Raw genomic sequence first — 26017 nt, 5'->3', positions numbered from 1 at the left:
CGCATGAAGTTAAATACAGGAAACTCAAAAACCACATTGACACTGCTCACCATCGGAACGCTTGTGCTTTTGCTGGTGCCCGGCATCGCCGTTGTGCTGCACTGGCAGTGGCTTCCTCCAGTTGAAATTCCGGCTTATCTGTTTCCGCTGTACCTTGTCACAGAGACCGGGACCGTGCCTTATGCATTTGTGACCTGTATTGTCCTGGGTATCATTCCCCTGTTTTATTACCCGCAGCTACCTGCACGCAAAAAACTGTTGCTGGTCGTCATTATGGCCGCAACACTCGGGGTCGGACAGCTTGTCAAATCCACACTCAAAAACGTGGCCCAGGCACCCCGCCCCTATATCGTCTGGCTGGAAAAAAGCAACCACATCAATGCCAGCGATTTTTACCAGCTCACGCGTGAAGAACGCAAAGAATTTCTGACACGGCAGGACTTTTCACAATTCACCGTTCCATCATGGCAGCAGGCCCATTGGGCCAAGGAAACCGGATTTTCATTCCCGTCCGGGCATAGCATCTTTGTGGCGCAGTGGATGCTGATGCTGTGGCTGTTGTTATGGCGGAAAAAAGCCTACATCATGATGACATTGATCATGTGCTGGGCCTGTGCCATTGAAGCCAGCCGCCTGCTGCTTGGAATGCACTGGCCACAGGATGTCATGCTTTCGTGTCTGCTGGCATTTATCCTGATTTACATTGCCCGCATTTGCTGGAACAAATGGGTTTTCCACGCTCCTGTTCCTTAGGGGCAGGACGCATTAAATAGAGAGATTGCGTTTGCTGGAATGGGGGTAGGACAAGGCGCGAAGCGAAGGCAATGGTAAGGACCCTTGCCAAGCTGAGCAACGCCCTATTTAATGTGCCCTGTCCCTAAAAGCATTCAGCAAGCCAGACACAAGCTCACCTCCGGTGAGCTTTTTTATATTCATTGCTGTTTTTCAAGCACTTGATACTGTATAAATATACAGTATAATGGGGTATATTTTATCCGTTGACCACTGTGCCGGGTTGCCTGGGTTTGTTGGCCTGCATCACCTCTTTGCTTTACTTGTGCAGTGGTTAAACGAGTAGAGCGGCGCATTGGCCCCAAGTGATACCATGAAAGATACGCTTGTTAAAAAACTCGAAATTCTGGCCGAATCTGCCAAATACGATGTTTCCTGCGCGTCCAGTGGCGTTACGCGCAAGCATCGGCAAGGGCAAATTGGCAGTGCTTCAGGCTGGGGCATTTGTCACAGTTTTACTGAGGATGGCCGCTGCCTTTCACTGCTGAAAATCCTGCTGACCAATATCTGCATTTATGACTGCGCCTATTGCATCAACCGCAAAAGCAACGATGTGGCACGTGCGGCATTCACCGTGAAAGAACTGGTGGAGCTGACCATTGCGTTTTACCGCAGAAACTACATTGAAGGCCTTTTTTTAAGTTCCGGCATCATTAAAAATGCCGACCACACCATGGAGCGTATGGTACGCGTGGTCAAAGAACTGCGCCTGGTAGAGCACTTTAATGGCTACATTCACATGAAGAGCATTCCAGGCGCCAGCCAGGAGCTGATCAATGAAGCAGGCCTGTACGCCGACCGCCTGAGCGTTAACATTGAAATCCCGTCTGAACGCAATCTGAAACTGCTGGCACCGGAAAAAGACCACCAAAGCGTTTACCGCCCCATGCATTACATTCAGCGCGGCATTGAAGAAAACCGCGAAGCCAGACAAAAATACCGCTCTGCCCCACGGTTCGTTCCGGCCGGGCAAAGCACCCAGATGATTGTCGGCGCCTCGGGGGAAACAGACCGGGACATCCTGCTGCTTTCCTCTGCACTGTACCATCGCGCCAGCATGAAGCGCGTTTATTACTCTGGCTTCATTCCTGTCAACGCTTATGACAAGCGCCTGCCAGTGGTAACACAAGCCCCTTTGCTGCGCGAAAACCGCCTTTATCAGGCCGACTGGCTGATGCGGTTTTACCAGTTTGATGCGGCTGAAATTGTCGATGGCGATTCCGCCCAGCTTGATCTGGACATTGACCCCAAGCTGGCCTGGGCACTTCGGCATCCGGAAATATTCCCCATCGATATCAACCGGGCAGATTATGCGCAGATTTTACGGATTCCCGGTATTGGTGTGAGATCTGCCAAAATCATCATCAACGCCAGACGGCATGGCACACTCACACTGGAAACGCTGCGCAAAATTGGAGTCGTTACCAAACGTGCCCGATACTTTATTCGCTGCCCCGGCTCTGCTGCATCATCCCGGCTTGATATCAATCCGTTGCAAATCAGACGGCAGTTAACCGAAACAAAATCCGTCCGTCCGATTGCTCAGCAACTGGACCTGGTTTTTTAGGCGTACCGCCCATGCAGGTATTTTTATTTGATGAAACTTTTGACGGCTTGCTGACCTGCGTTTTTGAGGCATATCGGCAAAAATGTTTTCCCGAAAAACTGCTGCCTTACAACGCTGTGCTGCCCTTGTTTACAAGCCACGCCACCAACATTCAAACAGACACACACAAGGCAACACGTGTATGGCATGTGTTGCATGACAAGCTTTCTGACCAGGCCTGCTACCAGTTACTGTGTGCCTGGTTTTCGGAAGATGCAGACTGTGCCAGCCTGGTGTTCAGAGTCATCCAAAAAGTCGTTGACAATGACATGTCCGTTGAAGGCAACCTGAGCGATGAAGATATTCTGGCATTGTGGCAACTGGCAAAAAAAGTCAGCAAGGAACAACTGCATCTGATTCAGTTTGTACGTTTTCAGAAAACGGTAGATGACATTTACTTCGCCCCGGTCAACCCGGTGTATAACGCATTGCCGCTGACGCTTTCACATTTTGGCGACCGTTTCGCCGACCAGAAGTGGATCATCTACGATATGGGACGCGGTTATGGTTACTTTTACGACTTGAACAGTATCACCGAAATCACACTGAATTGGGATGAACACTTTACCCAGGGACAACTCAAAGCCAGCGCATTAGCCGATGATGAAAAACTGCTGCAAACCATGTGGCAGAAATACTTTAAGGCGCTGACCATTCAGGAACGGCTGAACCCCAGACTGCACCGGCAGCATATGCCCAGGCGCTTTTGGCGCTATCTGACAGAAAAGCAGAGTCTGTAAAACAGCGCATCATCATGTCCATGAAAGAATATCCCCTCTGAATAAAAAAAGAGGCCTGTACAGGCCTCTTGATCTGTTGAGAGAATACGCTCTCAGTCGATGACTCCGATCATCAATATGGCTATTCATTAAACGTAGCCATACATCGCAGCCAGAATATAACCAAAGATACATGATGTGATCACACCGATCAGCCCTGGGAAAATAAAGCTGTGGTTGATCACAAACTTGCCGATCCGGGTGGTACCACTGCGGTCAAACTGAATCGCAGCCAAATCACTTGGATACGTTGGCAAAATGTAATAACCATAACATGCTGGTGCAAACGCCACAATCACGCCCGGTGGCACGCCAATGCTCAATGCCAGCGGAACAAACGCAGCAATCGCAGCAGCCTGTGAGTTCACAAATTTAGAGATGATCAACAGCATGACCGCATACGTCCAGGGATGCTCTGTCACCACTTCACCCAAAGCGGCTTTGATCATCGGTGTATGAACCGCAAACATGGAGTCTGCCATCCACGAAATCCCGAACACCGCCACCAGTGCAATCATACCGCTGCGGAAAATTTCATTTTTACCGATCTTGCCCGCATCGGTCGGTGTGAAGATCAGGATAAACGACCCGGCAAGCAGCATGAAAATCTGAATGGTATTCACCATATTCAGGCGGGTAATCTTGCCGTTAGCGCCTTCCCATGCAGGCCGCAGATCTTCGTATGCGCCCATCAAAGCAACCACGACGATAGCACCCAGGAAAATCCACATGGCCAGCCAATTGGAACGCGGCAGCTTTTTACCCAGCAGGGTTTCTGTTTCACCATAAACATACTGACGGTTTTCGGGGTTAGAAATGAACTTCTGGAACACAGGGTCCTTATCCAGATCTTTCCCTCTGAACCAACTGAAAATACCAATACCCAACACACCACACAGTGAGGAAGGAATCGTTATTTTCAGCAAATCAAGATAACCATCAAAACCGGCCAGCGGGTGGTTGGCATTGATCAGGAATGCCGTCAGTGAAACAACTGCCACTGAAACCGGACTGGCGATAATCCCCATTTGCGAAGCGATTGATGACGCTGCCATGGGTCGCTCAGGGCGGATACCATTTTTAATGGCAATATCATAAATAATCGGGAGCATGGTATAAACAACGTGCCCAGTTCCGCACAATACAGTCAGAAAGAACGTCACAAACGGGGCCAGAAGACTGACATACCTGGGGTTGCGCCTTAATATTCTCTCTGCGATCTGCAGCATCACATCCAGACCACCACTGGCCTGTAACGTCGCGCTGGCAACCACCACAGCCAGAATCGTCAACATGACATCAATGGCAGGTTTTCCCGGCTGGACATTGAAGCCAAAGACCAGAACCACCAGACCGATACCACCCAGCAACCCTAGCGCAATACCACCTTTCTTTGCGCCGTAAAACAAACAAATGAGGACAATGATTAATTGAAGGGCAAACTGCGTGCCTTCGTTCAAGCTGGTTAGAAAACTCATATCACGCTCCCTTATACGGTGAGAAACCAATATGGCTATTTAAAATTGTACTGATACCCGCCCTTGAGAAAAAGCAATTTATTGCTATTAGCGTCTCATAAAAAGTGTTATTTGCAACACCATCGCCTATTGTTTCAAGAAACATTGATACGCATCAATCTGTCCAATGCCATTGTGCTCAAAACGTACCCAGGAATTTTATATATGAGGAATTTGAATATTCTTATGCGATGAGATCGCTATATTGAGCATGCATATCTTATTATTTTTTTCACGGCCCGTGGGTGTATTTTTCTTTACCGCATGCAGACGATTGATATGCATGCCTTTTTAAGAATACAAAACCACTCTCCAAGGGTCTTTATTCTTTTCAACCAACAATCTATTATTTCTGATGGATGGTCAGCATGAAAATTGCAGGCACCTTGGTCAACACCATCTACCCCGCAACAGTGGTCAAAAGCGATACCCACAGCAGGATATCAAAATGCCCGGCGTTTTGATCTTATTTATATGGCAGGCATACAAACAAAAAAGGCCAGATCGAAAATGATCTAACCTTTTGATTTTACTTGGTGGCCAGAGACAGAATCGAACTGTCGACACGCGGATTTTCAGTCCGCTGCTCTACCAACTGAGCTATCTGGCCTTACGTAAAGAAGAAGGAGTATAGCAGATTAATTTTGATTTGTGCGTTTTGCCCGAGAAAGATCTATGCCTAATTGTTTCAGCTTGCGATACAGGTGTGTACGCTCAAGGCCTGTCTTCTCAGCCACACGGGTCATGCTGCCATTTTCTTGGTACAGATGAAATTCAAAGTAAACCGTTTCAAATTCATCTCTGGCTTCGCGCAATGGTTTGTCAAGGTTAAAACTGCGCACCGGCTGGTTGCGCTCGTCTTCAACAGCAAAGCTGCCGGGCATATTGGTTGCCGCAACAGGAGCAGCCATCTGCTGCGCCATGTTTTGCATGCCCGCCTGCGGCATGGCCTGCGCAGCAGACTGCATCGCAACCCCTGCCATTTGTACGGTGTTTGTATTGCCCGCGGCAGCCAATGCAGGCACAACGCCCAACATTGGTTTTGCCGGGTTCAGTGCCTGGTCCACAGCCTTCAACAGTTTTTGCAGCGTAATGGGCTTTTCAAGAAATGCCATCGCACCAATTTTGGTGGCTTCCACTGCCGTGTCAATGGTAGCGTGCCCTGACATCATGATGACAGGCATGACCAACTGACCACTGCTGCCCCATTCCTTGAGCAGCGTAACCCCATCGGTATCGGGCATCCAGATATCCAGCAACACCAGATCCGGGCCAAATGCAGATAAAACCTGCCTAGCTTCTGTTGCATTCTGTGCGGTTTCTACCGAGTGTCCTTCATCATTCAGAATTTCTGAAAGCAACTCTCGAATACCGAGCTCGTCATCAATGATCAGTATCTTTGCCATATACGTTAAAGTTTACTCTATTGTATGCGATGCCTGCATATGCTGCGTGGGAGTAATCACTAATGCTGGAAATGATAGCAGCACTTGTGCGCCTGTGATATTTCCTTGCTCATCGACATGGTTGCTCAGACCAATACGGGCACCATGCTCATCCATAATTTTCTTAACAACCGCCAGCCCTAAACCAGTACCCTTCAGTTTTGTTGTGACATAAGGCTCAAATGCCCGTTTCAGTATTTTTTCAGAAAACCCGCATCCACTGTCACGCACAATCAAACAAACCTGACCTGCGGACTGGGCATCTTCCTGAGCCGCCTTGTATTGGGTTGCCACTACAATTTTCTGACCCGTTTGGCTTTCCTCAGTTGCATCCAGTGCGTTCTGCAGCAGGTTATGCAGAACCTGCCTCAGTTGTGCCGCATCTCCTTTGATCAGCGGAAGGTCTGCAGCAAGCATCACATCGATATGCGTTTGCTGTTTATGCTGTGCACCTATGTATAGCTGAATAATATCACGCACCAGCACATTCAGATCAAGTGGTTTTAATTCCGCTACTGGTAAACGTGCATATTCCCGGAATTCATTGACCAGCCGCTTCATGGCGTCCACCTGATCCACAATCATTTTGACCGACCGCTGCAAAACGGCACGGTCCTGATCCTCCAGCTTACTGGCAAACTTGTGTTCAATACGTTCTGCTGATAATTGGATGGGCGTTAACGGGTTTTTAATCTCGTGCGCCAAACGGCGCGCCACTTCACCCCAGGCAACAGAGCGCTGCGCAGAAATAATGTCACTGATATCGTCTATCACCAGCAACTGCAACGTTCCCCCCAGCCAGGCGCCACGGGCAACAACGGTAATGTTATCGCCTGACTGGGTATCCTCAAGCTCAAACGTCTCCTGCCAATACGCATCCTGGTTGACCGGCAACGTAGAAAATTGTTCCGCGACGCGTTTACCCAATGCTTCCAAAGCAGGCACGGCCTGCAGTGTTTGTCCGACATTGGGCTGCAGATTCTGGCGCAAAATACGCTCGGCACCAGGATTGATGCTCTGGACCGCGCCGGCGCGGTCAAGCACAATCACCCCGGCTGTCAGGTTATCCAGAATGGTCTGCAAGTGCGCCCGAGCATCTGCAACCTGCTTAAGGCTTTTTTCAGCAATGATCTGCGCCTCTCGCAATTGGTCCGTCATATCGGCAAAGGCATGCGTCAGCCCGCCCAGCTCATCGTGTGTATGCACCAGTTGTTTGGGGCTTAAATCCCCGGCCCCCACCTGCCTGACCCCTTCGGCCAGAATCAGCAAGGGCCGTAAAAGCTGCTGCCCCAGCACAACCGCCAGAACAACCGCCACAAAAACCGCCAGAATTAACGCCAGCGTCAACGTTCCAATGTACATGCGGCGCAACCCTTCACGGCCCAGTGCGCGCTCCTGATACTCCTGGTACGCTTCCTGAACCGACCGGGCATTCGCTGCCAGCGCCGCTGGCATGCTATTGGAAACCCGCAGAACACGAACCTGCCCCGTGACGTCATAGATGCTGATGGGAACAATAGCCAGCGCCCACATTTTGGGTGAAGCGCCATCTTCGTTATCCTCTATGCCCGACATGACCCGTTGCTGCATCAGCTCTGCCCGCATGACAGATGTCAATGGTTTAGCTGGCTGCAACCGATAGCTGGACGTGCCGGATGCACCCAGAATCTCACCATTGAGATTCAATAATGCCATGTCGTCCACTTCCAATTGCTGACGGAACAGGTCCATCTGCAAAATAGCGGCAGACTCAGACATTTGCGCCAGCTGATACGCAACCACCTGTGTTTTGTTCACCAGGTCTTTCAACTGCGCATCATAAGATGCCCGCCCCAGTTTTAACCCGGCGTCCAGTGCGCCTTCCACCTTGACGTCAAACCAGGTTTCTATGCTGCGCGATACAAACTGGTACGACACAGCATACACAAACAACCCTGGCAGAAACCCGACAATCACAAATATAGCAGCCAGCTTCACCAGCAGCCGGCTGCCAAACCGTCCTTTTTTCAGCCGCACCAGCAGCCGCACGGAGGCCCAGACCAACACCAGCAACAATATGGCCGCAATGGTGATATTGATACCAACCAGCCAGCCAAAATAATTAATGTAAAGGTCCTGATTCCCTGTCGTCTGCGCCAGCAAAAACAGCAGCGCAGCAACCAGACACGCCGTCGCGCTTAAGGACAGTATCCAGACCCAGCGCATCGCTTTTTTGACAGACTGTCTGGAGCGGTCTTCATTGTCACTCATTGACCATCTCCAGAAATCTGCAAATCAACTTCCTGCTTCAAAGACAGGCCCCATTCCTCCTGATCCGCCACCCCCACTTGAAACAACCTGGGCAAACGGGAGCGATCCAGTTCAAAAATGAAAACCAGTTTTTTATCTCCAGAGCTATTCAATACATCAGCATCGGCAATCCGCCAATGCGAAATATGTCCGACAAAATTCAATGCTTCGGGTAGGGTGGCAAACGTCTGGCCCAAGCCGCCGATGGTCACCCGGTAACGCTGCAACAACGGCTGAAAAGTCAACCGTACCGATTTGCTTTCCTGTGCATCCACAGCATCAAACCAGTACCAGCGCACACGTTCAATTTCAGCCGATGCATTAAAGTGCAATGCGATTCCTTTATGCAGAGCCTCCTGTACCACGTCAGGCAAAACCAGCTCAATTTCGGCATTCAAATAAAGTGCACCCTGGTCTGCCTGTATCTGTAATAAAGAGATTCTGCTGCGCTCCGCAGACCATACGCCAGCAGACCATGCGCCCAAAAGACAAAACAGCACAATGCCACACCAGCACCATAACCTGGTGAGCATACCCACATTCTGCGAAGAGTGCCGATTTGCCGTTAAGCTCATTTTTCAAACAACGCGTAATAAAACCCGTCTGTCGCTGTCAATGCGCCCTGTTCCCCGTTTTTGAGATCACAGGCCATCTGGAGTTGATCTGTCGCAGCCAATGGCAAAATATGCCCGGGCGCTGGTAACCTGCTGGCATCATTGTGCCCCAGAACAAAGTTTTGTGCGTTTTCTTCCCCTTCGGCCTTGAAGAGAGAACAGGTACAGTACAAAAGCCTGCCACCAGAAGCCAGCCGCGGCCATAAAGTCTGCAATAACCGCTGTTGCTGGGCAGACAGCTCCGCCACATCGCTCTCCCGGCGCAACCACCTGATATCAGGGTGTCTGCGCACAATACCCGAGGCGGTGCATGGCGCATCCAGCAAGATGGCATCAAACATTTCATCTGCGCCAAATGCATCCGCACTGGCCGCATCTGCTGCGCGCAACTCAGCGCTCCGGTGAATCCGGGTCAGTGTTTCCTCTACCTTTTGCAGCCGCTGTGCGTCGACATCCAACGCCACAACATCGATACTACCCTCTGGCATCATCTCCAGCATATGTGCCGTTTTGCCGCCAGGTGCTGCACACGCATCCAGAACACGCAAGGGCGTTCCCAAACGAGCAACCCGACGCACCCATTCCTGCTGCAACAGCAACGGCCCAGCCAATTGGGCTGCAGCCGCCTGCACTGAAAAATGGCCTTGCGCAAATCCCGGGATGCTTTCTACAGGCATCGGCGTTTGCAGCTCAACAGCGTAAGGGCCGGCCACATGCGCCTCAATCCCTTTTTCCTGCAGCAGCTTAACGGCCTGCTGGGCTGTGCCCCATTGCGCATTGACACGTAGCGTCATCGGTGAGGGCTGTTGCGCCGTGCGCAAAATGGCCTGCCACACATCCGGCCAGTCTGATCGCACGCGGGCAATCCACCATGGTTGAAACGCCCATCTGGCTGATTCACTATGTTGCCTGACTTGTGCCAGCAAAATATCCCGCTCACGTAAAAACCGGCGCACAACGCCATTGACCAATGGCGCAAATGCACGTGTTTTCGGCAATGATTTTGCCGCCTGCACCGCCTGACTTCCCAGAACGTATGGTTTGTAATAAGGCTCCCCTGAGCGCGTTGCCGTTTGCGAACCTTCGCTTTCCTCACTGGCACATAAAGCCAGCACAACCCACAACAAGGCCTGAACAGCTGGCGGCGGCGCTTTTTGGGTCAAAGCGACAAGCAAGGCCTGGGACAACCCCAGATGCCGCAATGTGTAAAACGACAATGCCTGCACCCCGGGCCGCAAAGCACTGTCAACGCTGTCCAGCGCTTTGTCCAGCGACTGCCCACCCGTAACCTGCCGAACAATTTCAGCCGTTTTGAGTAACTGTGTCGCCAGAGCAGGAGGTTGCATAAAGCCGTCATGAAAATTGGATAACTGGCGCTGCATGATCAGAACATCAGGCCTACAGTGAACTACGGGATCTATGCACATGAAAGCATCTGAACCGGCAGAACGCTGGAATTTTACCTGATGCCGCCAAGCAACTAAAAAGTGCAGGTACAACACCGGGACCCAACTGCTGCATTTGCAGGCATAGAGGTTAGTTACCCCTATGTTTTAAAGCCTACACCGCCAGATGCTTTCTGACATTCAAGTATTCATTCTGATCTTTGCCGAGGGTGTATCAGGGCATTGTTAATACATAGACGGCGTTTCGTGCCACGCAATTAAGCGCGGTGGGCGTGGCGTATCCAGCAGATCACACATGAGCCGGAAGGTATCCGCATCCCGCTGCAGTTGTATCGGGTTGCGATCGGTTGCCACCGCCTCCCATTCGTGCATCCACACCTTGATCAGTGTCGGCATCACCATGAGAGCCAGACGATGCATCTTCAAAACTGCGGTGCGTAATTGATCGGCATCCATACTAACCTCTGGCATATCTGTGAGCTTAAGCCGGCTATAGACTTTTTTCATCCATTGCGCTTCATCTGGAATTTCCAGGCATTTTGCCAGCAATGTACTCAAAACAGCTACGGCATCCTTCACTTGCTCAAACGAATGGTAAATGATGGATTGGCGTTTCTTGTTTTCACGCAGCCAATACCGCGTGACAGCCAGACGCAGCCAACCACGCGGCACCGCATAAGCATAGCTGCGCAAAAGCACCAGTGCCCGCTCAACCAGTTGCTGATGCTGCTCGCGCGGCCAACCTTCCATCTGGGTAATCAAGCCCTCAAATATCGGTTCACGCACTTTCAAATTCAGGCTGAGCACACTTTCCAGCATCAGGGTTTGAACCCGTCCTTTATTGTTGCGACACAAATCTTCCCAGATTTTTTGCTGTTTTTCCCCACCTTCTATGACCCAAAATGCCAGCAAAGCTCCCATGAGCGATTCAACAGGCAATGCTTTGCTCAACAAAATCCTGCCATTTTGGAGCCGCTCTTCCGCCACAAACTGCTGTATCGGCGTGTTCCCCGGCCACTCTATTTCGGGCAATGGTGTATCCGGCAGGTCATACTTCAGAACATTTTCCACATACGGCAAATCTTCTGCCCACTGTACCGGAACATCACGTAATGCAGGCGTCACCGCGGCATCTGGCACCAGGCGGGCAGAAAAAAACTCATCCGAGCTGAACTTTTGCACATCATCGGCTGGCAGCTCTTTGCGTTGTGCATAGGAAACGCCCAGCCGTTTCAGCCTTTCCACAATCGGAGGGTGCGTTGCACACCACCTGGAATTCAAGCTGAAATGCAAAAACAGCGGTGCCAGCGCCTGTGCTTGTTTGCGTTGAATCTGATCACGTTCGGTTTGCTGCTGAAAGGCAATTTTCTGCAAAGCGCCGGCAAGCCCTTTTGTCAAACGTGTGTACTTCACCGCCGAAGCATCTGCCAGAAACTCCCGCTGGCGCGACACACTTGCATACAATATCCGACCGGCCAGCCAGCCCAGCCAGCCGACCAGCATCAGGGCAAATCCGACAGTCAACACCAATACTGCTCTGATCCAGCCAATACCGTCGCGAAGGGATGCAACCACCGCGCGCCCCAGGTTATAAACCATTTGCAGTCCCAAAACCATGCCCATCAGCGTCATATTCAAACGGATGTCCCCGTGCACAATATGGCTGAACTCGTGCGCAACCACACCTTGCAGCTCATCCCGCGACAACCGCTCGATCGAGCCTTGGGTTACTGCAATGATGGCGTCCTGAATATCCCACCCCGCGGCAAATGCGTTGATGGCCTCTTCTGAGCGCAATACAAAAATGCGCGGAGGACGTATGCCGGCAGCAATGGCAACCTCCATAACCACATTGCACAAGCGTTTTTCGTAAATGTTCTGAGGCTCAGTGATCTCCACTCCGCCAGCCTGAAGCGCCAAATAAGCGCCGCCGTCGCTCAAGTGCCATGCCTCTATGGCATAGCTGCCAAAAACATACAGCAGCACCACGCCGGTATTCACGACAAAAAACAGTTTAGGAAAATTGGTTGAGCCTGCTGTACTGATGATCCATGCCACGGCCAGCGCTGCATTGGTAACAACCACCATTCCCAGAATCAGCGCAGCAAACAATACAACAAGCATGCTTGTTGATTGTTTAGCTACACGTTGATGCTGGCGAAACAGCATGGCATTTACCTTTCTTTGGTGAACTCACATTGTCAGAACTGAACCTTAACCGCCTGGCGTTCTTCTGGTGACTCGGTGGATTGCAGCATTTCCATGGGCTTGAAACTAAACAGGTTAGCCACAATCACCTCGGGAAACTGCTGAGCCTTGTTGTTATAGTCCAGCACCACATCGTTATATGCCTGGCGCGCAAACCCAATGCGGTTTTCAGTTGTCGTCAGTTCCTCAGAAAGCTCGCGCAGATTCTGGTCTGCCTTCAACTCCGGGTAACCTTCCACCACAGCCATCAGGCGCCCGAGTGCAGACCCCAGCGCTCCATCGGCAGCCGCCAATGCGGCAATCTGCCCTATCCCCGCACCGGAAGGTTGGCCATGAATGGCATCGCGTGCCTGAGATGCCTGGTTGCGAGCCCCAATAACAGCCTCTAACGTTTCGCGCTCATGCTGCACATATTTGCGTGCTACTTCGACCAGATTCGGAATCAGGTCATAACGCCTTTTAAGCTGCACATCAATCTGCCCAAACGCGTTATTGATTTCATTGCGTGCAAACACCAGTTTGTTATAGGAGGAAATTCCCCAGATCACGCCAATAACGACCAGAGCCAACAAAACCCAGCCAATGATTCCCATAGCAACTCTCCTTTTCCGTTAAGCCCATTGTCGATTGATTTCTATATATCCATTGTACACAGAAATGCATAATTTTCAACACGTTTAATAACGCGTACAAACGCACATGTAATTAAATTTTACAATATTACATGAATTTAAATAAATTATCAACGCGTAATCAATTACATGTTGTATTTTGGAAAAAGAAAAAGGGAGTGTTTCCACTCCCTTTAATCAACCGCTTTTTCAAAAAATCACGTTGATGGCATCACTCCTGCGAAGGTGCTGCATCTTCCTGATTTTCCGCTGTCGGCTGACTTTCTTCCAGTGCCTGCAACTCTTTGGCTGCGGCATCCTGGGCTTCGGCCAGAGCAACAGAGCGCCGCTCGATCTCTTCTGTCTCAAGCTTGTACTTGCGTGCCTGATGGTAGGCCATACCCGTACCCGCCGGAATCAGACGCCCCACAATGACGTTTTCTTTCAAACCGCGCAGTTCATCACGTTTACCCATGATGGCCGCTTCGGTCAGCACGCGGGTCGTCTCCTGGAACGATGCCGCAGAGATGAACGAATCCGTCGACAGAGAGGCCTTGGTGATACCCAGCAGCAAATCATGGTAGGTTGCAGGCAGCTTATCCTGTGAGCGCAACTTGTCGTTGGTATCCAGGATTTCTGAGCGCTCAACCTGTTCTCCAATGATATAGGTGGAATCGCCCGGATTATCGACCTGCACACGGCGCAGCATCTGACGCACAATCACTTCAATGTGTTTGTCGTTAATCTTCACACCCTGCAAACGGTAAACGTCCTGCACTTCGTCCACAATATAGGTTGCCAGAGCTTCGACACCCAACAGGCGCAGAATATCCTGCGGATCTGCCGGACCGTCAACCACCTGCTCGCCCTTGTTCACCACCTGGCCTTCGTGCACCAGAATGTTTTTGTCCTTAGGCACCAGGTCTTCAAACACATTGCCGTCCAGATCGGTAATCTGCAACCGTACTTTGCCCTTGGTTTCTTTACCAAACGACACCGTACCTGTCACTTCAGCCAGCATACCTTTGTCTTTCGGACTGCGTGCTTCGAACAACTCGGCCACACGGGGCAAACCACCGGTAATATCGCGGGTCTTCTGACCTTCAACCGGGATACGTGCCAGCACTTCGCCCGGATGAACTTCCTGACCATCGCGCACCTGGATCAAAGCGCCCACCTGGAAGCCGATGGTCACCGAGTGGTCGGTACCAGGAATTTTCACTTCCTTACCAGAAGCATCCAACAGCTTGACCTGCGGACGTGCCACCACTTTACTGGAGCCACGGCGTTTCGGGTCAATCGCCACCAGCGTGGACAGGCCGGTAACCTCGTCCATCTGTTTGGCAACGGTAACGCCTTCTTCCACATTTTCAAACCGGATGGTCCCGGCAAACTCGGTGATGATCGGACGTGTCAGCGGATCCCAGTTGGCCAAAATGGCACCTGGTTTCACCTGATCGCCATCTTTCACCTGCATGATGGCACCGTAAGGTACTTTATGGCGCTCACGTTCACGGCCATGCTCATCGGTAATCAGCATTTCACCGGAACGGGAAATCACAACCAGATCGCCCTTGCCATTGGTCACATAACGCATAGCAGCGTTAAAGCGGATCACGCCGGTTGCCTTGGCTTCAATGCTGGAAGCCACGGCAGCACGGGAAGCTGCCCCCCCGATGTGGAAGGTACGCATGGTCAGCTGTGTTCCAGGTTCCCCAATGGACTGGGCAGCAACCACACCTACCGCTTCGCCAATGTTCACCAGCGAGCCACGGCCCAGATCGCGCCCGTAGCACTTGGCACACAAGCCATAGCGGGTACCGCAGGTCAGCGGTGTGCGAACCTTCACTTCATCCACACCCACTGCTTCGATCTTGTCGAGCGCATCTTCATCAAGCATCTGCCCAGCCGGAACCAGCACTTCGCGTGTTTCAGGGTTAACCACATCGGCGACAGCCACACGTCCCAGAATACGGTCACGCAGTGATTCAACCACTTCGCCGCCTTCCATCAGTCCACGCATGCTCACACCGTCCAATGTGCCGCAGTCATCTTCGGTCACCACCAGGTCCTGTGTCACATCGACCAGACGACGCGTCAAATAACCGGAGTTTGCGGTTTTCAGCGCTGTATCGGCCAGACCTTTACGTGCACCGTGAGTGGAAATAAAGTACTGAGCAACGTTCAGACCTTCACGGAAGTTCGCCGTAATCGGTGTCTCAATAATGGAGCCGTCCGGCTTGGCCATCAAACCACGCATACCAGCCAGCTGGCGAATCTGTGCGGCAGAACCACGGGCGCCGGAATCGGCCATCATATAGATCGAGTTGAAAGACTCCTGCTCAACTTCTTTACCCGTATGATCTTCAACCTTTTCCTTGGCCAGATGCGCCATCATGACCTTGCCGACCTCGTCCCCGGCTTTACCCCAGATGTCCACCACTTTGTTGTAGCGTTCACCTGCAGTCACCAGACCGGAAGCGTATTGATGCTCAATTTCCTTGACTTCATTTTCAGCCCGACCAATGATCGCGCTCTTCGCCTGGGGCACCAGCATGTCGTCAATGGCAATTGAAATACCGCCTTTGGTCGACAGGCGATAGCCCTGATTGAGCAACTGGTCAGCCAGAATCACGGTTTCTTTCAGGCCGCAGCGACGGAACGATGCATTGATGAGTCTGGAGATTTCCTTCTTCTTCAGTGCACGGTCAATCAGCTCAAACGGCAAACCTTTAGGCAGAATCTGAGACAACAGCGCACGGCCCACCGTTGTGTGGCGCGCCACCGGTTTGCTGTCGTAACCGCCTTCAGCGTTCTTGGTGTATTCCGGAATACGCACCCAGACCTTGGCCGTCAGTTCGACAACATGGTTATCCAGCGCACGCTGAACTTCAGCAATGTCGGAAAACATCATGCCTTCACCCAGCGCGTTCACCTTTTCACGGGTTGCATAATACAGCCCCAGCACCACGTCCTGCGAAGGCACAATGGAAGGCTCGCCACTGGCCGGGAACAACACGTTGTTGGAAGACAGCATCAGCACACGGGCTTCCATCTGCGCTTCAATCGACAACGGCACGTGCACAGCCATCTGGTCACCGTCAAAGTCAGCGTTGAACGCCGCGCACACCAGTGGGTGCAAACGCAATGCCTTGCCTTCAATCAGCACCGGCTCAAACGCCTGAATACCCAGGCGGTGCAGCGTTGGCGCACGGTTGAGCAGCACCGGATGCTCTTTAATCACCTCTTCCAGGATATCCCAGACGATTGGCGTACCGGCTTCAACCTCTTTCTTCGCAGCCTTAATGGTGGTAGCAACCCCCATTTTTTCCAGACGGCTGAAAATAAACGGCTTGAACAGCTCCAGCGCCATCAGCTTGGGCAGACCGCACTGGTGCAGCTTCAGATCCGGACCCACGGTAATCACCGAACGGCCTGAATAGTCCACACGTTTACCCAGCAGGTTCTGACGGAAACGACCGCTCTTACCTTTGATCATGTCGGCCAGAGATTTCAGCGCACGCTTGTTGGCACCGGTCATCGCCTTACCACGGCGGCCATTATCCAGCAATGAGTCAACGGCTTCCTGCAGCATGCGTTTTTCGTTACGCATGATGATTTCAGGGGCCTTCAACTCCAACAGCCGTTTCAGGCGGTTGTTGCGGTTAATCACACGGCGATACAGATCGTTCAGATCGGATGTTGCAAAACGCCCGCCATCCAGCGGCACCAGCGGACGCAGGTCCGGCGGCAGCACAGGCAGTACTTCCAGCACCATCCAGTCAGGCTTGATGCCTGATTTTTTGAAGGCTTCCAGCACTTTAAGGCGCTTGGAGTTTTTCTTGACCTTCATTTCGGCACCGGTCATGTCACCGCGCAGGCGCTCAATTTCCGCATCCAGATTCATTTCTGTCAGCAGACGCTTAATGCCTTCAGCGCCCATCAACGCCACAAATTCGTCACCGTATTCGAGCACGTTGGCATCATAGTCTTCTTCTGACATGATGCTGAACTTTTTCAGCGGCGTCATGCCAGGATCAACCACCACATAAGCTTCAAAATACAACACGCGTTCAATATCTCGCAGCGTCATATCCAGCACCAGCCCCAGACGGGACGGCAGCGACTTCAGAAACCAGATGTGCGCAACCGGCGAAGCCAACTCAATGTGGCCCATGCGTTCGCGGCGGACTTTGGACTGAGTGACTTCCACGCCGCATTTTTCGCAGATCACGCCGCGATACTTCAGACGTTTATATTTGCCGCACAAGCATTCATAGTCTTTGATTGGGCCAAAAATTTTGGCGCAGAACAGACCATCGCGCTCCGGCTTGAAAGTGCGGTAGTTAATGGTTTCCGGTTTTTTCACTTCGCCGAAAGACCATGAACGGATCTTTTCGGGCGAGGCGACACCAATACGGATGGCATCAAAATGTTCATCCGGCGTAAATTGCTTGAACAGGTCGAGCAGTGCTTTCATGTTTACTTCTCTCCTTAACCCTGTTAGTTGCGCTCAAGTTCGATATCGATACCGAGCGAACGAATTTCTTTAACCAGCACATTGAACGACTCCGGCATACCGGCATCAATCGCATGCTCGCCCTTGACGATGTTCTCGTACACCTTGGTACGGCCCTGCACGTCATCAGACTTCACGGTCAGCATTTCCTGCAAGACGTAAGCGGCGCCATAAGCTTCCAGCGCCCACACTTCCATCTCACCAAAACGCTGTCCGCCGAACTGTGCTTTACCGCCCAGAGGCTGCTGCGTTACCAGGCTGTACGGGCCGGTTGAACGTGCGTGCATCTTGTCGTCAACTAGATGGTGCAGTTTCAGGTAATGCATATAGCCAACGGTAACCTGACGGTCAAACGCCTCACCGGTGCGGCCATCGTACAAAGTGGTCTGGGTACGACGTTCATTCAGACCCTTGGCCTGTGCGATATCTTCTGGATAGGCCAGTTGCAGCAGGCTGTAGATGTCCTCTTCCTGTCCACCGTCAAACACCGGGGTGGCAAACGGAATACCCTTTGAGAGGTTGCCAATCATTTCCTTAAACTGCGCATCGGTCAACTCGCTGAACTCTTCACGCTTGCCGCTGGACTCGTTGTAGATTTTCTCAAGGAAAGCCTGTAACTCTTTGCGGCTGGCTTCTTTGCGCACCATTTCATTGATACGCTCACCCAGCCCTTTAGCTGCCCAGCCCAGGTGCACTTCCAGCACCTGCCCGACGTTCATACGTGAAGGCACGCCCAGCGGGTTCAGAACCACGTCAACCGCTGTACCGTCAGCCATGTAAGGCATATCTTCAATCGGGGTGATCTTGGAGACCACACCCTTGTTACCATGACGGCCAGCCATCTTGTCGCCAGGCTGCAAACGGCGTTTAACAGCCAAGTAAACCTTGACCATCTTCAGCACGCCTGCGGGCAGTTCGTCACCCTGTGTGAGTTTGCGTTGCTTTTCTTCAAACGCCAGATCAAACAGGTGGCGTTGCTGCTCAACCGTATGCTTGATTTCCTCAAGCTGTTGTGCCAGGGTTTCATCTGTCGGGCGGATGTCATACCAGTGGTATTTTTCCACGCTGTCCAGATAAGCCTTGTCAATGGTGGAGCCCTTCGCCAGCTTCTTGGGACCGCCGTTGACTTTTTGGCCCAACAGCAGTTTTTCAATACGCAGGAATGCATCGGCTTCCACAATACGCAACTGGTCGTTCAGGTCCAGACGATAGCGTTTCAGCTCATCATCAATGATCTGTTGCGCACGTTTATCACGCTGAATACCTTCACGGGTAAACACCTGCACATCAATCACGGTACCTTGCGTTCCCTGCTCCACACGCAATGACGTGTCTTTCACATCAGAGGCTTTTTCACCGAAGATGGCGCGCAGCAGTTTTTCTTCCGGCGTTAACTGGGTTTCGCCCTTGGGCGTTACCTTGCCAACCAGCACATCACCAGGCTGCACTTCAGCACCGACAAACACGATGCCGGAGTCATCCAGGCGGGCCAGTTGCTGCTCAGACAGGTTCGGAATATCACGCGTGATTTCTTCTGCACCCAGCTTGGTATCACGCGCCATCACCACCAGTTCTTCAATGTGAACCGAGGTATAACGGTCTTCTGCGACAACCCGCTCGGAAAGCATCACCGAGTCTTCGAAGTTATAGCCGTTCCAGGGCATGAACGCGATCAGCATGTTCTGCCCCAGCGCCAGTTCACCCAGGTCGGTTGAAGCGCCGTCGGCGATCACATCGCCGGATTCAACTGCATCACCACGCTTAACGATAGGACGCTGATGAATGTTGGTGTTCTGGTTGGAACGCTGATACTTGATCAGATTGTAAATATCCACACCGACTTCACCGGCTGTGGTTTCCGCGTCATTCACACGCACCACAATACGGTTGGCATCCACATAATCCACCACACCGCCACGGCGTGCAGCCACCACGGTGCCCGAGTCTTTGGCCGACACGCGTTCAATACCGGTACCGACAAATGCCTTTTCCGGACGCAGCACAGGCACCGCCTGACGCTGCATGTTCGCACCCATCAATGCGCGGTTGGCGTCATCATGCTCCAGGAACGGCACCAAAGACGCCGCCACCGAAACAATCTGGGTTGGCGCCACGTCCATGTACTGAATACGCTCTGGTGTCGTCAAAACAGATTCGCCGTTTTCACGGGCAGACACCAGCTCGTCAACCAGCTTGCCGTTTTTATCCAGCGCGGCATTGGCCTGAGCAATGATGTATTTGCCTTCCTCAATCGCGGACAGATAATCAATCTGCGCGGTCACTTTCTGATCCACCACACGGCGGTAAGGCGTTTCCAGGAAGCCATACTCATTCAGACGTGCGTACAGCGCCAGAGAGTTGATCAAACCAATGTTCGGACCTTCAGGCGTTTCAATCGGGCACAAGCGACCATAGTGTGTCGGGTGCACGTCGCGCACTTCAAAGCCGGCACGCTCACGTGTCAAACCACCTGGGCCTAAAGCGGAAACTCGGCGTTTGTGCGTAATTTCCGAAAGCGGGTTGGTCTGGTCCATGAACTGCGACAACTGTGAAGAGCCGAAGAACTCTTTCAGTGCGGCAGAAATTGGCTTGGAGTTGATCAGGTCATGCGGCATCAACGCTTCAGTTTCTGCCTGGCCCAAACGCTCTTTCACTGCTTTTTCAATACGTGCCAGACCTGAGCGGTACTGGTTTTCGGCCAGTTCACCCACGCAACGTACACGGCGATTCCCCAGGTGATCAATATCATCCACCTGGCCACGGCCGTTACGCAGCTCAACCAGCACCTTGACCACTTCGAAAATATCATCGTTCGACAGCGTCATCGCACCAGTCAGCTCACTGCGCCCCAGACGGGCATTGAACTTCATGCGCCCCACGCGGGACAGATCGTAACTGTCTTCGCTGAAGAACAGGCGATTGAACAGCGCTTCCACCGCATCTTCTGTCGGCGGCTCACCAGGACGCATCATGCGGTAAATCGCCACACGTGCGGCAAACTGGTCTGCTGTTTCATCAATACGCAGCGTCTGGGAGATATAAGCACCCTGATCCAGATCATTGGTATAAATGCACTCAATCTTATCAATGCCTGCATCACGCAGCTTTTTCAGCAGCGACTCTGTCAGCTCATCATTGGCGCGGGCAATCAGTTCGCCAGTGCTGTCATCAATGACGTTTTTAGCCAGCACACGACCCAACAGGTAATCTTCCGGCACGCTGACCGTCTTGGTGCCTGACTCTTCCATTTCGCGCACATGACGTGCGGTAATGCGCTTGTCTTTGGCAACAATGACTTCACCCTTTTTGTTGGTGATATCAAAACGCGCCACTTCACCTTTCAGACGCTCCGGCACAAAATCCATCTGCGCACCGGCATCCATCAGATGCATGGTGTCATTGACATAGAAGTTTGCCAGAATCTGTTCAGAATCCAGGCCAATGGCTTTCAGCAAAATGGTCACCGGCATCTTACGACGGCGGTCAACACGGAAGTACAGCAGATCCTTCGGATCAAACTCAAAATCCAACCAGGAACCACGGTAAGGAATAATGCGTGCAGAGAACAACAGCTTGCCGGAAGCGTGGGTTTTGCCCTTGTCGTGCTCAAAAAACACGCCGGGAGAACGATGCAACTGGCTGACAATCACACGCTCGGTACCATTGATCACAAAAGAGCCGTTATCGGTCATGAGCGGAACTTCGCCCATGTAAACTTCCTGCTCTTTAATCTCTTTCACAACTTTGGTGCCGTTGCGGCCTTCGGCAGCTTCACGGTCGTAAATAATCAGTTGCACTTTGGCGCGCACCGCCGACGAGAACGTCAAACCACGCTGCTGACACTCGCGCACATCAAACACCGGACGCACCAGGTTGTATTCAACAAACTTCATTTCCACAAACCCGTTGTGCGACACGATCGGGAAAGCAGACTCAAAAGCGGCCTGCAGACCTTCGGGCTTGCGCTTACGGGGTGGGACATCGGCTTGCAAAAATGCGCGATAGGCATCTTTTTGCATGCTCAGCAAATAAGGAACATCCAGAACACTTTCGCGTTTGCCAAAGCTCTTGCGAATACGCTTGCGTTCAGTGAAGGAATACGCCATTGATTTCTCCGATGGGCTGACGAAGCGACTGGCGACCGGGTTGAAAGTGCAAAAATTCTCACAGGCGCTTCAAAAAGCGCGCACTTCTCGTTAAAATCCGGTTGAGACTCGGGCGGTTGGCCACTACCAACCTCTGGCTGACAACTGCCGCGGACGGTTTTCAACGAAACCCGTCGGGCAGTCCGACCAAAGTCGTCCCTCTGCAGTCGGATAAGAGGGCACTTGCAAAATCCCTGCAAACAGGAATCTTTCAACTACGCTCTTTTTGAGATCCTCAGAAATCTATACAAAAAAAGAAAGCGCAAAAGGCTGGGGGCCTCAAAAGGCCTCCAGCCAGTCGATACAACTGTATCTTACTTGAGCTCGACTTTCGCGCCGGCTTCTTCCAGTTTCTTCTTGGCAGCTTCAGCATCATCCTTGGAAGCAGCTTCCTTAACGGGCTTCGGTGCGCCATCAACCAGGTCTTTAGCTTCTTTCAGGCCCAGGCCGGTGATTTCGCGGACAGCTTTAATGACTGCAACCTTGTTGCCGCCAGTTTCAGTCAGAATCACGTCGAATTCGGTCTTTTCTTCAGCAGCAGCAGCACCGCCGCCAGCAGCAGGACCTGCAACAGCCATAGCTGCAGCGGATACACCAAATTTTTCTTCAATTGCTTTGACCACTTCATTGAGTTCCATAACGGACATGCTCTCCAGAGCGGTCAAAAATGCGTCTTTATCAAATGCCATGATAATCGTTTCCTAAACTATAAGTTCTTTCATATTCTGCAAGGCCATAGTGCCATGCAGGACATGCGCCAAACGGCACCCCTGAAAAAATCAGGCGGCCGCTTCCTCTTTCTGTTTTGCCACAGCAGCCAATACCCGGGCCAGGCCGGAAATGGGAGACTGCATCAAGCCCAGCAACTGTGCCAACAAAACTTCCTTGGTAGGAATATTGGCAAGCTGTTTTACACCGTTCACATCCAGTGCTTTTCCGTCATAGACACCAGCTTTGAGCACCAAAGCCGTGTTGTCTTTTGCAAAGTCAGCCAGCACTTTGGCTGCTGCCACTGCATCTTCAGAAAAACCATAGATCAGCGGACCGACCATCTGGTCAGCCGCGGCTTCAAATGGTGTTCCAGCCACAGCACGGCGTACCAGCGTATTCTTTAAAACACGCAGGTTCACACCTTGCTCACGGGCCTTCGCACGCAGGTTGGTCATATCACCAACCACAACGCCGCGGTATTCCGCCATCACGAGTGTTTGAGCTTTCGCGGCAAGCGATTGGACTTCTGCCACAACCGCTTCTTTTTCACTGCGATTAAGACTCAAGGTCTACTCCTTTCAAAACATGTATCACCCGAAAGCCATACATGCACCTGTTGCAGCGAGACCTCTGTTCAGGAACAATTCAAAATGGCGTTTACACGTTGATCCATTTTGTCATCATCCATTCCAGCGGGACCGCCATCTGCGTTGGCTGTTGTTTTAAGCAAAACACCTTGTTTTGCGCCAACGGTCTTCGATGACCTGGCTTCACATCCAGCAAAACCAGCCCACCAAACTCTTTACGGCTAACGCAGCATTGCTGCTGCGCCTGCCCTTTACCTACATGTGTCTTTACCTGCCTGCAATTAAGCCGACAAGGAAGCCACATCCACGCGCACACCAATGCCCATGGTCGAAGATACAGCAACCTTTTTCAGGTACTGTCCTTTGCTGCTGGCAGGCTTGGCCTTATTCAGCGCATCAACCAATGCTGCCAGATTACCTTTGAGCTGCTCGGCGTCAAATGAACGACGGCCGATTGTGCTGTGAATGATACCGGCCTTGTCAACACGGAACTGCACCTGGCCAGCCTTGGCATTTTTCACCGCAGTAGCCACATCAGGCGTTACCGTACCGACTTTCGGGTTAGGCATTAAACCACGGGGACCCAAAATCTGGCCCAGTGTACCTACCACACGCATCGCATCCGGAGACGCAATCACCACATCAAAATTGATGTTGCCAGCTTTAACCTGCTCAGCCAGGTCATCCATGCCGACAATATCAGCACCAGCAGCTTTGGCTTCTTCAGCTTTCGCACCCTGGGTAAACACCGCAACACGCTTGGTTTTGCCGGTACCGTTGGGCAAAACCACTGCGCCGCGAACCACCTGGTCTGACTTACGTGCGTCAATACCGAGTTGCACCGCCACGTCGACAGACTCGTCAAACTTGGCATTGGCACATTCTTTAACCAGATTCAAAGCATCTGTAATCGGGTACAGCTTGGTGCTGTCCACTTTGCCTTCAAAGGCTTTTACGCGTTTGGAAACTTTACTCATTTCACACCCTCCACAGTCACACCCATGGAACGTGCCGTACCAGCAATGGTACGCACAGCGGCATCCAGATCGGCTGCTGTCAGATCTTTCATTTTGGTCTTGGCAATTTCTTCCAACTGAGCACGGGTAATCTTACCGACCTTATCTTTCAACGGATTGCTGGACCCTTTTTCCAGCTTGATCGCCTTTTTGATCAGCACGCCAGCAGGAGGGGTTTTGATAATGAAGGTAAAAGACTTGTCAGCATAAGCCGTGATCACCACGGGCAATGCCAAACCAGGCTCCACACTTTGAGTCTGCGCATTAAATGCCTTGCAGAACTCCATAATGTTCAAACCACGCTGACCCAGTGCCGGGCCGACGGGTGGTGATGGGTTTGCCTTACCAGCCGGAATTTGCAGCTTGATAAAGCCGACGATTTTCTTCGCCATGCTTGATTCTCCTTACGGGTCCAACGTTTGACCTGCAATGCAGGCAAACTCCCCGTTTCAAATTCCCCTGTTTAATCAGCCATGAATATGCAGGGGAAAAACATATTCATGCGTTTATTCGCATTAGCAGGTGCAAACGCGCATCTGCACAAAACTGTTACAGCTTCTCTACCTGGTGAAATTCCAGTTCCACCGGTGTGGCCCGACCAAAAATGGTAACAGACACACGCAGCCGTGACTTGTCGTACAGCACTTCTTCAACAGTACCGTTAAAGTCGGCAAACGGGCCTTCTTTCACACGGACCAGCTCACCCACCTCAAATTCAATTTTAGGCCGCGGCTTTTCAACGCCTTGCTGCATCTGTCCCATGATACGCTCGACTTCCGCAGTGGAAATCGGTGTCGGGCGATTGCTGCGTCCGCCGCCAACAAAACCGGTGACTTTATTGGTATGCTTCACCAGATGCCAGGAGTCATCATCCATCGCCATTTCCACCAGCACATAGCCGGGGTAGAAATTACGCTGTGTTGTCCGTTTACGGCCGTTCTTAATCTCCACCACTTCTTCAGTCGGCACCAGAATACGGCCAAACTTGTCCTGCATGCCTGCACGGTCAATCCGTTCGCGCAAGTTGCGTTCAACCGCTTTTTCCATCCCTGAATAGGCATGGACAACGTACCAAAGTTTACCGCTGGTTGCTGCTGCGTCTGCCATACTCATTTCATCCCCAGAAATTGGCTATACAGGATCCATTCCAGCAGCTTATCTGCTGCCCACAGGAAAATAGCCATCACCAACACAAACAGAAAAACATACAAAGTCATCTGCATGGCTTCTTTGCGTGTTGGCCATACAACTTTTTTCAGTTCCTTGACAGAGTCGCGGCAATAACCAACAAATTCTTTACCCCAGGAGCTGGTCAAAAACACACCTACTGCTGCGGCCAGCAATACAATCAATGCAAGCCATTGCGCCCAGACAGCAACTCCCTGTCCGGAAAGCACATAAAACACCACAAATGCGGCAGCAGCAAGCAACAGCGACACGCCAAGCTTGGCTTTGTCTGCCCCAGAATGAACGGTTTCAACTTGTGGATGATTAGCCATGTATGTTACCTAAAATAGCTTCCTGAACAACAACCAAGCCCGCCGAGGCATTTTCTGCTGTGGCGGGCTTCTCTTTTTAAGAGAACATCAGGTGTTGCTGGCAGGGGCAGAAGGAATCGAACCCTCAACCTTCGGTTTTGGAGACCGACGCTCTGCCAATTGAGCTATACCCCTACACCTTTTCAAAAATAAACCAATTACTCAATAATTTTAGCGACCACACCGGCACCCACCGTACGGCCACCTTCACGGATCGCAAAACGCAGGCCTTCT

Annotated in this window: 19 protein-coding genes and 2 tRNA genes; 3 read left to right on the top strand and 18 right to left on the bottom strand. The window is 51.7% G+C overall.

Annotated elements, in window-relative coordinates; all coding sequences use genetic code 11:
- The first annotated feature begins 3 nt into the window (after nt 1-3).
- From CUZ56_RS09610 to CUZ56_RS09600, 3 genes are all read left to right on the top strand, one after another.
- Nucleotides 4-753 (top strand): phosphatase PAP2 family protein, encoded by a 750-nt coding sequence (locus CUZ56_RS09610; RefSeq protein ID WP_162615315.1) that lies wholly within the window; start codon nt 4-6, stop codon nt 751-753.
- 352 nt (nt 754-1105) lie between these two features.
- The gene (locus CUZ56_RS09605) at nt 1106-2359 is read left to right on the top strand and encodes a putative DNA modification/repair radical SAM protein (RefSeq protein WP_126980178.1); all 1254 of its coding nucleotides are present in this window, start codon (nt 1106-1108) and stop codon (nt 2357-2359) included.
- A gap of 11 nt (nt 2360-2370) precedes the next feature.
- Complete coding sequence (locus CUZ56_RS09600) at nt 2371-3138, top strand: TIGR03915 family putative DNA repair protein (protein ID WP_126980177.1); 768 nt, start codon at nt 2371-2373, stop codon at nt 3136-3138.
- A 128-nt stretch (nt 3139-3266) separates the two neighbouring features.
- Here the strand turns inward: CUZ56_RS09600 and CUZ56_RS09595 are convergent, their stop codons facing one another.
- The 18 genes from CUZ56_RS09595 to CUZ56_RS09510 form a co-directional block, all read right to left on the bottom strand.
- Nucleotides 3267-4655: an anaerobic C4-dicarboxylate transporter gene (locus CUZ56_RS09595; protein ID WP_126980176.1), complete on the bottom strand. Its 1389-nt coding sequence runs from the start codon at nt 4653-4655 to the stop codon at nt 3267-3269.
- A 573-nt stretch (nt 4656-5228) separates the two neighbouring features.
- Nucleotides 5229-5304, bottom strand: a tRNA-Phe gene (locus CUZ56_RS09590).
- Between the two features lie 28 nt (nt 5305-5332).
- Complete coding sequence (locus CUZ56_RS09585; RefSeq protein WP_126980175.1) at nt 5333-6100, bottom strand: response regulator; 768 nt, start codon at nt 6098-6100, stop codon at nt 5333-5335.
- 12 nt (nt 6101-6112) lie between these two features.
- On the bottom strand, nt 6113-8389 hold the full coding sequence (locus tag CUZ56_RS09580) for a sensor histidine kinase (protein WP_126980174.1): 2277 nt from the start codon (nt 8387-8389) through the stop codon (nt 6113-6115).
- Nucleotides 8386-8961 (bottom strand): DUF4390 domain-containing protein, encoded by a 576-nt coding sequence (locus tag CUZ56_RS09575; protein ID WP_162615314.1) that lies wholly within the window; start codon nt 8959-8961, stop codon nt 8386-8388. The genes CUZ56_RS09580 and CUZ56_RS09575 overlap by 4 nt, the downstream gene beginning before the upstream one ends.
- A gap of 38 nt (nt 8962-8999) precedes the next feature.
- A complete protein-coding gene (gene rsmB, locus CUZ56_RS09570; protein WP_162615313.1) occupies nt 9000-10424 on the bottom strand; it encodes a 16S rRNA (cytosine(967)-C(5))-methyltransferase RsmB in 1425 nt (474 codons plus the stop codon).
- Nucleotides 10425-10673: 249 nt separating this feature from the next.
- Nucleotides 10674-12572 (bottom strand): M48 family metalloprotease, encoded by a 1899-nt coding sequence (locus CUZ56_RS09565; RefSeq protein WP_162615312.1) that lies wholly within the window; start codon nt 12570-12572, stop codon nt 10674-10676.
- A 77-nt stretch (nt 12573-12649) separates the two neighbouring features.
- Entirely contained in the window at nt 12650-13249 is a 600-nt protein-coding gene (locus CUZ56_RS09560; RefSeq protein WP_126980170.1) for a LemA family protein, read from the bottom strand.
- 250 nt (nt 13250-13499) lie between these two features.
- Nucleotides 13500-17747 (bottom strand): DNA-directed RNA polymerase subunit beta', encoded by a 4248-nt coding sequence (gene rpoC / locus CUZ56_RS09555; RefSeq protein WP_126980169.1) that lies wholly within the window; start codon nt 17745-17747, stop codon nt 13500-13502.
- A 23-nt stretch (nt 17748-17770) separates the two neighbouring features.
- Nucleotides 17771-21892, bottom strand: a complete 4122-nt coding sequence (gene rpoB, locus CUZ56_RS09550; RefSeq protein WP_126980168.1) for a DNA-directed RNA polymerase subunit beta — start codon at nt 21890-21892, stop codon at nt 17771-17773.
- A gap of 353 nt (nt 21893-22245) precedes the next feature.
- Nucleotides 22246-22620 carry a 50S ribosomal protein L7/L12 gene (gene rplL, locus CUZ56_RS09545; RefSeq protein ID WP_126980167.1) on the bottom strand — a complete coding sequence of 125 codons (375 nt, stop codon included), beginning with the start codon at nt 22618-22620 and terminating at the stop codon, nt 22246-22248.
- 90 nt (nt 22621-22710) lie between these two features.
- Nucleotides 22711-23208 (bottom strand): 50S ribosomal protein L10, encoded by a 498-nt coding sequence (gene rplJ / locus CUZ56_RS09540; protein ID WP_126980166.1) that lies wholly within the window; start codon nt 23206-23208, stop codon nt 22711-22713.
- 302 nt (nt 23209-23510) lie between these two features.
- On the bottom strand, nt 23511-24206 hold the full coding sequence (gene rplA, locus CUZ56_RS09535; protein WP_126980165.1) for a 50S ribosomal protein L1: 696 nt from the start codon (nt 24204-24206) through the stop codon (nt 23511-23513).
- Nucleotides 24203-24637, bottom strand: a complete 435-nt coding sequence (rplK, locus tag CUZ56_RS09530) for a 50S ribosomal protein L11 (protein ID WP_126980164.1) — start codon at nt 24635-24637, stop codon at nt 24203-24205. The genes rplA and rplK overlap by 4 nt, the downstream gene beginning before the upstream one ends.
- Before the next feature lie 157 nt (nt 24638-24794).
- Nucleotides 24795-25352 (bottom strand): transcription termination/antitermination protein NusG, encoded by a 558-nt coding sequence (gene nusG / locus CUZ56_RS09525; protein ID WP_126980333.1) that lies wholly within the window; start codon nt 25350-25352, stop codon nt 24795-24797.
- A 2-nt stretch (nt 25353-25354) separates the two neighbouring features.
- Entirely contained in the window at nt 25355-25744 is a 390-nt protein-coding gene (gene secE / locus CUZ56_RS09520) for a preprotein translocase subunit SecE (protein WP_126980163.1), read from the bottom strand.
- A gap of 98 nt (nt 25745-25842) precedes the next feature.
- Nucleotides 25843-25918, bottom strand: a tRNA-Trp gene (locus CUZ56_RS09515).
- A gap of 23 nt (nt 25919-25941) precedes the next feature.
- Nucleotides 25942-26017: EF-Tu C-terminal domain-related protein (locus CUZ56_RS09510; protein ID WP_201785588.1), on the bottom strand; the 76-nt coding region annotated here is incomplete at its 5' end.

It is taken from the genome of Saezia sanguinis (assembly GCF_003991585.1).
GTDB classification, from domain to species: Bacteria; Pseudomonadota; Gammaproteobacteria; order Burkholderiales; family Burkholderiaceae_C; genus Saezia; species Saezia sanguinis.
Note: the sequence above shows the minus strand (reverse complement) of the source record. Positions and strands in the feature narration are given on the sequence as shown.

Excerpts from the sequence above, each read along its gene's own strand:
- CUZ56_RS09565 (WP_162615312.1), bottom strand. The coding sequence starts at position 12,572 with ATGCTTGTTGTATTGTTTGCTGCGCTGATTCTGGGAATGGTGGTTGTT.
- CUZ56_RS09605 (WP_126980178.1), top strand. The coding sequence starts at position 1,106 with ATGAAAGATACGCTTGTTAAAAAACTCGAAATTCTGGCCGAATCTGCC.
- rsmB (WP_162615313.1), bottom strand. The coding sequence starts at position 10,424 with ATGCAGCGCCAGTTATCCAATTTTCATGACGGCTTTATGCAACCTCCT.
- CUZ56_RS09560 (WP_126980170.1), bottom strand. The coding sequence starts at position 13,249 with ATGGGAATCATTGGCTGGGTTTTGTTGGCTCTGGTCGTTATTGGCGTG.
- CUZ56_RS09600 (WP_126980177.1), top strand. The coding sequence starts at position 2,371 with ATGCAGGTATTTTTATTTGATGAAACTTTTGACGGCTTGCTGACCTGC.
- rplL (WP_126980167.1), bottom strand. The coding sequence starts at position 22,620 with ATGGCATTTGATAAAGACGCATTTTTGACCGCTCTGGAGAGCATGTCC.
- CUZ56_RS09585 (WP_126980175.1), bottom strand. The coding sequence starts at position 6,100 with ATGGCAAAGATACTGATCATTGATGACGAGCTCGGTATTCGAGAGTTG.
- nusG (WP_126980333.1), bottom strand. The coding sequence starts at position 25,352 with ATGGCAGACGCAGCAGCAACCAGCGGTAAACTTTGGTACGTTGTCCAT.
- CUZ56_RS09580 (WP_126980174.1), bottom strand. The coding sequence starts at position 8,389 with ATGAGTGACAATGAAGACCGCTCCAGACAGTCTGTCAAAAAAGCGATG.
- secE (WP_126980163.1), bottom strand. The coding sequence starts at position 25,744 with ATGGCTAATCATCCACAAGTTGAAACCGTTCATTCTGGGGCAGACAAA.
- CUZ56_RS09575 (WP_162615314.1), bottom strand. The coding sequence starts at position 8,961 with ATGCTCACCAGGTTATGGTGCTGGTGTGGCATTGTGCTGTTTTGTCTT.
- CUZ56_RS09595 (WP_126980176.1), bottom strand. The coding sequence starts at position 4,655 with ATGAGTTTTCTAACCAGCTTGAACGAAGGCACGCAGTTTGCCCTTCAA.
- rplK (WP_126980164.1), bottom strand. The coding sequence starts at position 24,637 with ATGGCGAAGAAAATCGTCGGCTTTATCAAGCTGCAAATTCCGGCTGGT.
- CUZ56_RS09610 (WP_162615315.1), top strand. The coding sequence starts at position 4 with ATGAAGTTAAATACAGGAAACTCAAAAACCACATTGACACTGCTCACC.
- rpoC (WP_126980169.1), bottom strand. The coding sequence starts at position 17,747 with ATGAAAGCACTGCTCGACCTGTTCAAGCAATTTACGCCGGATGAACAT.
- rplA (WP_126980165.1), bottom strand. The coding sequence starts at position 24,206 with ATGAGTAAAGTTTCCAAACGCGTAAAAGCCTTTGAAGGCAAAGTGGAC.
- rpoB (WP_126980168.1), bottom strand. The coding sequence starts at position 21,892 with ATGGCGTATTCCTTCACTGAACGCAAGCGTATTCGCAAGAGCTTTGGC.